The 12,392-nt window shown below is 61.0% G+C and carries 11 protein-coding genes; 7 read left to right on the top strand and 4 right to left on the bottom strand.

The genetic code is table 11. The features are described 5' to 3' along the window. Positions 1-39 precede the first annotated feature (39 nt). Positions 40-744, bottom strand: a complete 705-nt coding sequence (gene treR, locus GHO42_RS18580; protein WP_095001448.1) for a trehalose operon repressor — start codon at positions 742-744, stop codon at positions 40-42. 195 nt (positions 745-939) lie between these two features. Between treR and treP the strand changes: the two genes are divergently transcribed. From treP to tadA, 7 genes are all read left to right on the top strand, one after another. Next, positions 940-2,382 (top strand): PTS system trehalose-specific EIIBC component, encoded by a 1,443-nt coding sequence (gene treP, locus GHO42_RS18575; protein WP_153328091.1) that lies wholly within the window; start codon positions 940-942, stop codon positions 2,380-2,382. A 130-nt stretch (positions 2,383-2,512) separates the two neighbouring features. Next, complete coding sequence (treC, locus tag GHO42_RS18570; RefSeq protein WP_133144821.1) at positions 2,513-4,156, top strand: alpha,alpha-phosphotrehalase; 1,644 nt, start codon at positions 2,513-2,515, stop codon at positions 4,154-4,156. Positions 4,157-4,194: 38 nt separating this feature from the next. Next, positions 4,195-5,418 carry a carbohydrate porin gene (locus GHO42_RS18565; RefSeq protein WP_133144822.1) on the top strand — a complete coding sequence of 408 codons (1,224 nt, stop codon included), beginning with the start codon at positions 4,195-4,197 and terminating at the stop codon, positions 5,416-5,418. Between the two features lie 59 nt (positions 5,419-5,477). Further along, complete coding sequence (gene ptsP, locus GHO42_RS18560; protein ID WP_153328093.1) at positions 5,478-8,003, top strand: phosphoenolpyruvate--protein phosphotransferase; 2,526 nt, start codon at positions 5,478-5,480, stop codon at positions 8,001-8,003. 2 nt (positions 8,004-8,005) lie between these two features. Beyond that, the gene (locus tag GHO42_RS18555) at positions 8,006-8,281 is read left to right on the top strand and encodes a PTS transporter subunit EIIB (RefSeq protein WP_095001444.1); all 276 of its coding nucleotides are present in this window, start codon (positions 8,006-8,008) and stop codon (positions 8,279-8,281) included. A gap of 233 nt (positions 8,282-8,514) precedes the next feature. Beyond that, positions 8,515-9,891 carry a multicopper oxidase family protein gene (locus GHO42_RS18550; protein ID WP_133144824.1) on the top strand — a complete coding sequence of 459 codons (1,377 nt, stop codon included), beginning with the start codon at positions 8,515-8,517 and terminating at the stop codon, positions 9,889-9,891. Continuing rightward, the gene (gene tadA, locus GHO42_RS18545; protein WP_095001442.1) at positions 9,891-10,379 is read left to right on the top strand and encodes a tRNA adenosine(34) deaminase TadA; all 489 of its coding nucleotides are present in this window, start codon (positions 9,891-9,893) and stop codon (positions 10,377-10,379) included. Before GHO42_RS18550 ends, tadA begins: the two co-directional genes overlap by 1 nt. 30 nt (positions 10,380-10,409) lie before the next feature. Here the strand turns inward: tadA and cmoB are convergent, their stop codons facing one another. From cmoB to GHO42_RS18530, 3 genes are all read right to left on the bottom strand, one after another. Next, positions 10,410-11,366, bottom strand: coding sequence for a tRNA 5-methoxyuridine(34)/uridine 5-oxyacetic acid(34) synthase CmoB (cmoB, locus tag GHO42_RS18540; protein ID WP_095020384.1), 957 nt, complete (start codon positions 11,364-11,366; stop codon positions 10,410-10,412). Next, positions 11,363-12,106 (bottom strand): carboxy-S-adenosyl-L-methionine synthase CmoA, encoded by a 744-nt coding sequence (gene cmoA / locus GHO42_RS18535; RefSeq protein ID WP_095018350.1) that lies wholly within the window; start codon positions 12,104-12,106, stop codon positions 11,363-11,365. The genes cmoB and cmoA overlap by 4 nt, the downstream gene beginning before the upstream one ends. A gap of 84 nt (positions 12,107-12,190) precedes the next feature. Then, positions 12,191-12,392: lysoplasmalogenase family protein (locus GHO42_RS18530; RefSeq protein WP_218576009.1), on the bottom strand; the 202-nt coding region annotated here is incomplete at its 5' end.

Genomic DNA, 12,392 nt, shown 5'->3' with positions numbered 1-12,392 from the left:
GCACCCTCACCCCGGAAGGTGAGGGTGCTTTTTTTGATGTCAGCGCCGCGCCACATCCGAAAAGTAGAACTTGTCCAGCGTATGCCGCGACTCGGTGTACTCGAACTGGCGCCCATCCTGTAGAAACGTCTGGTTGCTCACCACGATCACATGGCTCTGACCCTCCAGGTCCAGGTGCTGCTGGTCGTCCTTGCTGCGCGGCACCGCTTCGATGGTGCGCTGGGCATAGCTGATCTGCAGATTCAGGGTCTGCTCGATATAGGCATAGATCGAGTGCTCGGCAATGGCCTGATCCAGCCCCGGAATCAGGTCGCTGACAAAATGGTTGATGTCCAGAATCACCCGCTTGCCATCAATATGGCGCACGCGTTTGATGCGGGTTATCAGGCTGCCCGCTGCAACATCGAACTTCTCGCACAGTGCGCCTTCGAGCGGGAACCGGGTGAACTCCACCACTTCGGTACTGACGTTACCGCCCAGGCGCGGGTAGGTCTCTTGAAAGCTGACGATACCGCCCAGCTGGAACTCGATCGGGCTGGATGACAATACAAAAGTGCCCTTGCCGTGGATCTTCTGGGCAAATCCACGCTCCTGCAGTTGTTCAATCGCCTTGCGCACGGTTCCGCGGCTGGCCCCATAGCTGGCCATCAACTCGGTTTCGGACGGCAGGCGCGCGCCGCGGGCCAGGCGTTCAGTGGTGATACTGGCAAGCAGATCCGTGTAGATCTGATTGTATTTGGTCATGGCGAGGGCTCTATGCCGGTTGGGCTCGGGGCCCGGAACCTTAAGGGGTGGAGGGAAGGCAGCGCAAGTATGCGGCAGAAAAATCACTAACTCGTCTGTACCAGTTGTTGCTTTAACTCGTACAGACGAGTATTTTTTTGCTACGGCGTGCTGCCACAGCGACGCTCCATAATAAAAATTCAAGCGAGACCACGCATGAGCCACGACTATTCCCAGATCGCCCGCGAGCTGCTGCACAGCCTCGGTGGTGCCGCCAACGTTGAGCAGGCCGCGCATTGCGTCACACGCTTGCGCCTGGCCCTCAAGGACCCAAGCCTGGTCGACAGCACCACCCTCAACCAGATCGATCTGGTCAAAGGCTCCTTTTTCACGGGCGGCCTGTACCAGGTGGTGATCGGCCCCGGTGAAGTCGAGAAGGTCTATGCCGCCGTGCGTGAGCAGACCGGCCTGGCAGCCGCCACTATCGCCGACGTGAAGCAGCAGGGCGCCGACAAGGCCAACGCCATGCAGCGTCTGGTGCGTGTGTTCTCAGATGTGTTTATGCCCATCCTGCCCGCCCTGATCATTGCCGGCTTGCTGATGGGGGTTAACAACCTGCTCGGCGCCAAGGGCATGTTTATCGACGGCAAAACCCTGCTCGACGGTTATCCGCAACTGGACGGGGTGTGGAGCCTGATCAACCTCATGGCCAATACCTCTTTTGTATTCCTGCCCGCGCTGGTGGGCTGGTCGGCGGCCAAGCGATTTGGCGGCAGCGAAATCCTCGGCATTGTGCTGGGCCTGATGCTGGTTCACCCCGACCTGCTCAATGCCTGGAACTACGGCAAGGCCGTGGCCGGGCTGGAGGGCCAGAGCCTGCCGTACTTCAATATCCTGGGCCTGTTCCAGATCGAGAAAGTGGGCTACCAGGGGCAGATCCTGCCGATCCTGATGGCCGCCTATGTGATGAGCGTGATAGAGAAATGGCTACGGGCGCGAGTGCCCAATGCCATTCAATTGCTGGTGGTACCCATTACCACCATCGTCATCACCGGGGTGCTGGCGCTGGCGATCATTGGCCCGGTGACCCGTCACCTCGGCATCCTCATTACCGAAGGCGTAGTGCTGTTGTTCGACGTGGCCCCGGTGCTCGGCGGAATGATTTTCGGCCTGCTGTATGCACCGCTGGTGATTACCGGCATGCACCATATGTTTCTCGCCGTGGACCTGCAATTGATTGCCAACCACGGCGGCACCTTTATCTGGCCGATGATCGTCATGTCCAACCTGGCCCAGGGCAGCGCCGCGCTCGGGGTGTTCTACATGAGCCGCAATGTGCGTGAGCGCAGCATGGCCTCTACCTCTGCAGTCTCGGCGTACTTTGGCATCACGGAGCCGGCGATGTTCGGGATCAACCTGCGCTACAAGTTCCCGTTCTATGCGGCGCTGATCGGCTCGGCGCTGGGTAGCATTTTCCTGTCGCTGAACAAGGTGCTGGCTTCGGCCATCGGTGTTGGCGGCTTGCCCGGCTTTATTTCGATCATTCCGCAGTACATCCCGATGTTTGTCATCGGCATGTTGATGGCCATTGTCGTGCCGTTTGTCCTGACCTGCGGCCTGAGCCTGAAAATCATTCGTCCGGGTTATCGCGTCGCGTAGCACATCCACTTTCCTGTAGCCGCTGCCGAAGGCTGCGATGGGCTGCGAAGCTGCCCGTCTTGATAGACGGTCCAGCGGCCCTTATTGCAGCCTGCACCAGCGGCTACAACGTCCAAGCAAGGAACACCCCATGCAAGACTGGCAGCGTTCAGTGATCTATCAGATCTACCCAAAAAGCTTTTGCAGCCACGCGGGCAACGCGACCGGTGACTTGCGGGGGGTGGTCGACAAGCTCGATTACCTGCAGTGGCTGGGCGTCGATTACCTGTGGCTGACGCCGTTCCTGCGCTCGCCCCAGCGCGACAACGGCTATGACATCAGCGATTACTACGCCATAGACCCGAGTTACGGCAGCATGGCCGATTGCGAACTGCTGATCCGCGAAGCCGGTGCCCGTGGCCTCAAGCTGATGCTTGATATCGTGGTCAATCACACGTCCATCGAACACGAGTGGTTCCAGCAGGCGCGCAGCAGCCTCGACAACCCGTATCGCGACTTCTATATCTGGCGCGACCAGCCAAACAACTGGGAGTCCAAATTCGGCGGCTCGGCCTGGGAATACGAGGCGCAAACCGGCCAGTACTATCTGCACCTGTTTGACCACACTCAGGCCGACCTCAATTGGGACAACCCCAAGGTACGCGCCGAGGTCTACAAGCTGATGTGCTTCTGGCGGGACAAGGGCGTGGGTGGCTTTCGCCTGGATGTGATCAACCTGATCTCGAAACCGGCGCATTTCCCCCAGGACGACAGCGACGGCCGCCGTTTCTATACCGATGGCCCCAACGTGCATGAGTACCTGCAGGAGATGCACCGCGAAGTGTTTGCCGGCCACGATCTGGTCAGCGTCGGCGAGATGTCGTCCACCAGCCTTGAGCACTGCATCCGCTACTCGCGCCCTGACAGCCAGGAGCTGTCGATGACCTTCAATTTTCATCACCTGAAAGTCGATTACCCGAACATGCAGAAGTGGGTGCGGGCTGATTTCGATTTCCTGCAGCTCAAGGGCATTCTTTCGGAGTGGCAGGTTGGTATGCAGGCCGGTGGCGGCTGGAACGCGCTGTTCTGGTGTAACCATGACCAGCCGCGTGTGGTTTCGCGTTTTGGCGATGACGGTGAACACCGCGTGGTCTCGGCCAAAATGCTCGCCACGGCGCTGCATTTTTTGCAAGGCACACCCTATGTGTATCAGGGTGAAGAAATCGGCATGACCAACCCCGGGTTCGAGCATATCGAGCAGTATCGCGATGTCGAAACCCTGAATATCTATCGCCTCAAGCGCGAAGCCGGGGTGCCTCACGACGAATGCATGGCTGCGATCAAGCAAAAGTCACGGGACAACGGCCGCACGCCAATGCAATGGGATCATCAGGCCAATGCCGGTTTCAGCAGTGTCGAACCGTGGATTGGCATCCCCGCCAACGCGGCGTTTATCAACGTTGAAGACCAGCGCAATGACCCGGCTTCGGTGCTGCATCACTACCGCGAATTGATTGCCTTGCGCCGCGCAGTGCCCTTGCTGCAACACGGTGTATATCGTCTGTTGTTGCCCGAGCATAAGCAGGTATGGGTCTATGTGCGTCAGGGCGATGGCGAGAGTCTGCTGGTGATCAACAACTTCTATGGCACACCCTGCGATATCGAACTGCCTGAAGGTGTGGTTGACGCGGGGATGAGCCAGCGGCTGCTGATCAGCAACTACGACGACTGCCCGGTGCGCAGCAGTCGGATTTCACTGCGTCCGTATGAGTCATTTGCCCTGCATCTGCAGTGATTACCGGTTTTACCCATAACAATAAAAAAGGTCGTTCCATGAAATCTTCACTCAACTACAGCATCTGTATCGCCAGCCTGTGCCTGCTGGCACCGTTGTCGGCCAGCGCTTTGGAGTTCGCCGGGTATTTGCGCAGTGGCGTGGGCAACTCGCTCAATGGCGGCAAGCAATCCTGCTTCAAGCTGCCCGGTGCCGAGGCCAAGTACCGGCTGGGCAACGAGTGCGAACAATACGCCGAGCTGGAACTGCGCCAGGACGTGTACAGCTTTGACGATGGCTCGGTACTGAGCGTCGATGGCATGGCCTCGCTGTACAACCAATACGACCGCCAGCTGACTTTCCAGGGCGACAACGGTTCGGCGCGTCTGCCGCAACTGTACGCGCAGTGGTCGAACCTGCCGGGTCTCAACGGCGGCTCACTGTGGGCCGGGCGCCGTTACTACAAGCGTAACGACATCCATATTTCCGACTTCTACTACTGGAACCAGAGCGCCACCGGTGCCGGTATCGAGGATGTACTGATCGGTGGCCTGAAATACAGCTACGCCCTGTCGCGCAAAGACAACCTGTACCAGGAAAACTATGTGACTCGCCACGACTTCAACGTGGCCGGTTTCAACACCAACCCCGGCGGTGAGCTGGAGTTGGGCCTCAGTTATCTGGACAAGCCCGAGCGCACTGACGCCCACAGTGGCTGGGCCATTACCGCGCAGCATGTGCAGAGCGAGTTTCTGGGGGGCAAGAACAAGTTTGCCGTGCAGTACGGCGAAGGCTCGGGCACCGGCCTGGGCTATACCGGCGACTTTCGCCTGGATAACAGCAGCAAGCGTTATCGCATCGTCGAGTTTTTCGACTGGCAAGTGACGCCGCGTTTCGGCGGGCAGGTGGAGGCGGTGTACCAGAAGGATTTTCGCCCCGACGGCGGCAATCAGGAGTGGCTGTCTTTGGGCGTGCGCCCGACTTACGCGATCAGTGAGCAGTTCAAGCTGGTCACCGAGCTGGGGCACGATCAGGTCAAGGCCGCGGACGGTACGCGCAAGTTGAGCAAGTTCACTTTCGCGCCCACCTGGTCACCCAAGGGCCCAGGTTTCTGGACGCGCCCGGAAGTGCGTTTGTATTACACCTATGCCAGCTGGAACGCTGCGGCACAGCGCGCCGCCAATGAGTTTGATGCAGGCTCGGCGCTCTCCGACAGCGGTGCATTCGGTTCGGCCCGTCACGGTTCCAACGCAGGTTTGCAAGCCGAGTACTGGTGGAAGTAAGCGAGCTGTCGGGGCTCGCGCTCCATCGGCATTTAACCGAATCAACTGCAGGTGAAGTTATGGTCACATCCCAACAAGTGGAATTGCTGGCACCGCTGTCCGGTGTGCTGATGGCGCTGGATAACGTGCCCGACCCGGTGTTTGCCAGTCGCCTGATAGGCGACGGCCTGTGTATCGATCCGACGTCGCAGGTGCTTTGTGCGCCGCTGGCCGGGGTGATCAGTAACTTGCAACACACCGGCCACGCCATCAGCATCACCCATGCCAATGGCGTGCAGGTGTTGCTGCATATTGGTCTGGATACCGTCAACCTGGGCGGCAAAGGCTTTACGGCGCTGGTCGAGGAGGGCCAGCAGGTGACAGCGGGGCAGGCGCTGATCGAGTTCGATGCAGACTACATCGCCCTGCATGCCCGCAGCCTGTTGACGCTGATGCTGGTGGTCAGCGGCGAACCTTTTGTGGCCCCGTCACCAGGTGGCGTTCTGGTCGAAACGGGCCAGCCGCTGCTGCGTCTGCAACTGGGGCAGGCCGAGACAGTGGCCGAGGTGCAAGCCGGCGATACCCAGCGTTCCCAGCCGCAGCGTCTGCCCAACCCCAACGGCTTGCACGCCCGTCCTGCAGCGGTGCTCGCCCAGGCGGCGAAAGGCTTTGCGGCAACCCTTCATTTGCACAAACAGGGTGAGAGCGCCAATGCCAAGTCGCTGGTAGCGATCATGGCCCTGCAGGCGGTTTGCGGCGACAGCGTTTACCTCAGTGCCTGCGGCTCAGATGCCGAGCAAGCGCTCAAGGTGCTGAGTGAACTGCTGGCTGAGGGTTGCGGCGAATCGGTCGTGGCTGTGGCGCCCGAAGCGCAGCCAGTAGCAGTGCCGGAGCCTGTGGCCAGCAACGAATTGCGCGGGGTCTGTGCGTCACCGGGTTCGGCCTTCGGTCATGTTGTGCAACTGACAGAAAGCGTGTTGCAGATCAGCGAACTGGCAACCGACCAGCGCCACGAGCGCGAGCAGTTGCAACAGGCCCTGGCAGGAGCCACCGCGCAGTTGCAAACGCTGTGCGACAACACACAGGGCAAGGCTCAGGCCGAGATTTTCAACGCTCACCAGGAGCTGCTGGAAGACCCCTCTTTGCTGGAGCAGGCTTTCGGGCTGATCGAGCAGGGCAAGAGCGCAGCATTCGCCTGGCAGAGTGCCACACACGAAACCGCGACCCTGTTCAAAGGCCTGGGCAATCGCTTGCTGGCCGAGCGCGCGCTGGATCTGGACGATGTCGGCCAGCGCGTACTCAAACTGATACTCGGGGTTCAGGACTGCGCACTGGAGTTGCCGGATCTGGCCATCCTGATTGCCGAGCAACTGACCCCGTCGCAGACCGCAACCCTGGATACCCGCAAGGTTGCAGGCTTTGCCACGGTCGGTGGCGGTGCCAGCAGTCATGTGGCGATTCTGGCCCGGGCGCTGGGCTTGCCGGCACTTTGCGGTATGTCGCCACAGGTGCTGGCGCTGGCTAACGGAACCGAGGTGTTGCTCGATGCGGATCAGGGGCAGCTGCACCTGGAGCCGGATCCGCAGCGGATCCGCCAGCTCACCCTCCAGCGTGCCCTTCAGCACAAGCGTCAGCAGCAGGATTTGCAGCAGGCGGCACAGCCAGCCAGTACCCGTGACGGGGTACGTATCGAAGTCAGCGCCAATATCGCGTCCCTGGCCGAGGCAGAGCAAGCGGTGAGCCTGGGGGCAGAAGGGGTCGGCTTACTGCGCTCCGAGTTCCTTTATCTGGAACGCAGCAGCCCCCCCAGCCATGCCGAGCAGGTTGCCACTTACAGCGCCATCGCCGGTGTCGTGGGTACCGGGCACAATCTGGTGGTGCGCACGCTGGATGTGGGCGGCGACAAACCACTGGCCTATGTACCGATGGCACACGAGGCCAATCCATTTTTGGGCATGCGCGGAATCCGCTTGTGCCTTGAGCGTCCACACCTGTTGCGTGAGCAGTTCAGCGCGATTCTGGCCAGTGCCGACCTGACCCGTCTGCACATTATGTTGCCGATGGTCACGCAGCTGTCCGAGTTGCGCATGGCCCGCCAGTTGCTCGAGGAGCAGGCGCTGGCGCTGGGGATCAAGACCCTGCCAAAACTGGGCATCATGATCGAAGTGCCGGCAGCAGCGTTGATGGCGGATCTGTTTGCCCCCGAGGTGGATTTTTTCTCCATTGGTACCAATGACCTGACCCAGTACACCCTGGCGATGGACCGGGACCATCCGCGTCTGGCCAGCCAGGCCGACAGCTTGCACCCGGCGGTGCTGCGCCTGATCGCCACCACTGTCAAGGCCGCCCATGCCCACGGCAAATGGGTCGGGGTGTGCGGCGCACTGGCCTCCGAGACGCTGGCGGTACCATTGCTGCTGGGGCTGGGTGTCGATGAGTTGTCAGTGAGCGTGCCGTTGATCCCGAGTATCAAGGCGCGGGTTCGAGAGCTGGATTTCGTCGCGTGCCAGGCCCTGGCGCAGCGCGCGCTGGGCCTGGAGAGTGCCGGGCAGGTGCGGGCTGCATTGCAGCCATTGGTGCAACCCATGACCGAGTTGGAGTCCTGAACATGTTCGATAAAGCGCTTAAAGCATTCTGGAAGGCCCTGACACCCGATCTGGTGGTGGATGAGCCCGCTAAACCGGTGTCGACACTGGATAAAACGGTGCTGGCTGCGCTGGGCGGGAGCGGCAATATCAAGACCGAGCAGCGGGTGGCCTTGACCCGGATCCGTGTGGAGCTGGCCGATATCACCCGCCTGGATCCGCAAGCCCTGCGTGTGGCGGGTGTGCCCGGGATCCTGAGCCTGCCGGGTGGGGTGGTGCATCTGGTGGTGGGGTTGTAAACCCCGTCCTGCGGCCCTTAGGTGGGTGCGGGCTTGCTCGCGATGACAGCACTGTGGTGTACCTGCAACACCGCAGCGATCCAATCACGAGCAAGCCCGCTCCCACAGGCTGTGTTTGCCTGCCAGCTGTGACCCTTCGCCACCCCGCCCTTACTGTTTCGCAATTGCAGGTGTATCGTATTCGCCTTTTGCGGGCCCAACGCCCGCGCCGGATACGAGAGGTAGTTGAATCCATGTCCTTTACCCGTCGACAAATACTCGGTGGTCTGGCCGGCCTGGTAGTGGTGGGTGTTGGCGCAGGAGGCGCTTCGCGTTACTGGCTGGGCAAGGTGGCTGCCGAGAACGCCGGCCACGATTACGAACTGATCAGCGCGCCACTGGACGTCGAGCTGGTGCCCGGCCATATCACCCAGGCCTGGGCGTTCGGTCCATCGGCTCCAGGTACCGAGCTGCGCGTGCGTCAGGGTGAATGGCTGCGGGTGCGCTTTATCAACCATCTGCCAGTCGCAACCACCATCCACTGGCACGGTATCCGCCTGCCCCTGGAAATGGACGGCGTCCCCTACGTCTCGCAACTACCGGTATTGCCCGGAGAATACTTCGACTACAAGTTCCGCGTGCCCGATGCCGGCAGCTACTGGTATCACCCCCACGTCAACAGCAGCGAAGAGCTGGGTCGTGGCCTGGTCGGCCCGCTGATCGTCGAAGAGCGCGAGCCTACCGGCTTCAAGCACGAGCGCACCCTGAGCATCAAGAGCTGGCACGTCGATGAAGAGGGCGGCTTCCTGCCGTTCAGCATCACCCGCGAAGCGGCCCGTGGCGGTACGGCGGGGCGCCTGTCGACCATCAATGGCAGCCATGTGCCGACCATCGACCTGCCTGCAGGGCAGATCACCCGCGTGCGTATTCTCAACCTCGACAACACCCTGACCTATCGCCTGAATATCCCCGGCGTGGAAGCGATGATCTACGCGCTGGACGGCAACCCCATCGAGCCAAGGCCGTTGGGCAAGGATTACTGGCTGGGCCCGGGCATGCGTATTTGCCTGGCAATCAAGGCCCCGCCCGCCGGTGAAGAACTGTCGTTGCGTGACGGCCCGGTACGGCTGGGCACTTTGCGTTCGGTCGCCAGCACCGATGCACCGGGCGAGTGGCCACCGGCGTTGCCCGCCAACCCGATTGCCGAGCCCGACGTGGCCAATGCCGAGAAGATCAACTTCAACTTTGAGTGGGTCGGTTCGATGTCCGAGAACCTGGGCCCGGATCAGCCTCCGAGCCTTTGGCAGATCAACGGTGTGGCCTGGGATATCAAGGACAAGACCTGCGCTGACCGACCGATTGCCAAACTCAAGCTGGGTCAGAGCTATATCTTTGAATTGAAGAACATGACCCAGTACCAGCACCCCATCCATTTGCATGGCATGAGTTTCAAGGTGCTGGCCTCCAATCGCAAAAAAATCATTCCGTATTTTACTGACACCTATCTGCTGGGCAAAAACGAACGTGCCCGCGTGGCGCTGGTGGCGGATAATCCTGGCGTGTGGATGTTCCACTGCCATGTGATTGATCACATGGAAACCGGCCTGATGGCCGCTATTGAGGTTTCCTGATGCGACAAGGGCGTCAACCCCTGATTATCGACCGCAGCCGCGATCAAGACTTTATGCGCGAAGCGCTGGCGCTGGCCGCTCAAGGCGCAGCGCTGGGTGAAGTGCCGGTGGGTGCGGTGCTGGTGCAGGACGGTGAAGTCATCGGCCGTGGCTTTAATTGCCCGATCAGCGGCAGCGACCCCAGTGCTCATGCCGAAATGATGGCCATCCGTGATGCAGCGACGGCTGTCAGCAACTACCGGCTGCCGGGCAGCACGCTGTACGTGACGCTGGAGCCATGCAGCATGTGTGCGGGGCTGATCGTGCACGCCCGGGTGGCACGGGTGGTGTATGGCGCGCTGGAGCCCAAGGCCGGGATTGTGCAAAGCCAGGGGCAGTTTTTCACCCAGGGCTTTTTGAATCACCGGGTGCTGTATGAAGGCGGGGTATTGGCTGAAGAGTGCGGGGCGATCCTCAGCGAGTTCTTCAAGGCCAGAAGGGCTCGCTGAGCCCGCTCCCACAGGGGTGAAGGGCGTGTGTTACTTCCTGGCCACAATCACCGCACGCATTGGCGCCGGCAGGCCTTCGATGGTTTTGCTGTGGTCGTTCGGGTCCAGGTAGTCGCTCAACGACTGGTACTTCATCCACTCGGTGGCACGTTGTTCTTCAACGGTGGTGACGCTCACGTCGACGCAGCGCACATCGCTGAAACCGGCACGGCGCAACCAGCGCTCCAGCGCCGGGATCGAGGGCAGAAACCACACGTTGCGCATCTGCGCGTAGCGGTCTTCCGGCACCAGCACCTGGTTCACGTCACCTTCGATCACCAGGGTCTCCAGCACCAGTTCGCCGCCTTTGACCAGGCAGTCTTTCAATGCCAGCAAATGCTCGATGGGCGAACGGCGGTGGTAGAACACACCCATGGAAAATACAGTGTCGAAACCTTCCAGGTTCGGCGGCAGGTCTTCGAAAGGAAACGGCAGGTGCCACGCCGCTTCCTGCTGCAAAAAGCGTTGCACGGCCTGGAACTGGCAGAAGAACAGCCAGTTGGGGTCGACGCCGATTACGCTGTGGGCGCCTGCGCCGAGCATGCGCCACATGTAGTAGCCGTTGCCGCAGCCCACATCGAGGATGCGCTTGCCCTTGAGGTCGACATGCGGCGCGACCCGCGACCATTTCCAGTCCGAGTGCCACTCGGTATCGACGTGAACGCCAAACAGGTCGAACGGGCCTTTGCGCCACGGTGACAGGCCCATCAGGGCTTCGCTCATCTGTGCACGGGTGGCGTCGTCGCAGTCGGTGTCCAGGGTCAGGCCGTTCAACAGGTCGATTTCGCTCGGTTTGACGTCGGGCAAGGCATCCAGCGCGCTTTGCCAGCGCTCCAGGTCGCCGTGGCCTTTCTCCATCTTGACGTCGAGCTGGGCTTGCAGGGTGTTGGCCCATTCAGCCAATGGAGTGCCGGCCAGACGCCGGGCAAGTGGGGACAGATCAATCATGGCAAGGCAATCAACGAGGCAAAGTTAAGACACTGGAACCACGGCACGACTTTCGAGAACCCGGCCGCCAGCAGGCGTTCGCGGTGTTCTTCGAGGCTGTCGGGCTTCATGACGTTTTCGATGGCGCTGCGCTTTTGTGCGATCTCCAGATCGCTGTAGCCGTTGGCGCGCTTGAACGCCACATGCAGATCAGTCAGCAGCCCGTGCTCTTCGGGGTCGCTGAAACGCAGCTTTTCAGAAAGGATCAGGGCACCGCCAGGCAGCAGCGACTGGCGGATACGGCCCAGCAGCGCCAGGCGCTCTTCTGGAGCGATGAATTGCAGGGTGAAGTTCAGCGCCACCACCGAGGCCGGCTCGAACGCCAGGGCCAGGATGTCGCCTTCGATGACTTCAACCGGCAGCAGCTCCTGAAACATCGAGTTCTGCCCATTGAGGTACTCGCGGCAGCGCTCGACCATTGCCGCCGAATTGTCCACCGCAATCACCTTGCAGCCTTCAGTGCGCACATGGCGGCGCAGGGCCTGGGTGACGGCGCCCAGTGAGCAACCCAGGTCGTACAGTACGCTGTCGGGCCGGGCGAACTGGGCGGCGAGCACGCCAAGGTTCTCGACAATGGTCGGGTAGCCGGGCACCGAGCGTTTGATCATGTCCGGGAACACCCGCACAACGTCTTCGTTGAAGGCGAAGTCCGGCACCTGGGTCAGGGGCTGGGCGAAAATACGGTCGGGTTCTTTGCTCACGGCGGTTCCGGCGGTGGAATTTTCAAAAGGGGCGGCATTTTAGCCAAGTTGGCGCCGGGATGCGCGGTCTGTCTGATAAAGCGTTCAGCGTTTGCCCTGGGAAAACACCGAGGCGGCAATGCCCCACTGGCCCAGCCAGTAACTGAGGATGATCAGGTAGGGCGCGGCGCTGAACGGTTGCACAAAGCGATCGATGCCGATCAGGCTGTCCGAGACCACAAACGCCAGCGCCCCGGCGGCTGCCAGCCAGGCCGAGTGTTTCGGTACGCCGCTGCCGAGGCGGGCG

The sequence above is a fragment of the Pseudomonas sp. FSL R10-0056 genome (genome assembly GCF_009600105.1).
GTDB lineage: Bacteria > Pseudomonadota > Gammaproteobacteria > Pseudomonadales > Pseudomonadaceae > Aquipseudomonas > Aquipseudomonas bubulae.
Note: the sequence above shows the minus strand (reverse complement) of the source record. Positions and strands in the feature narration are given on the sequence as shown.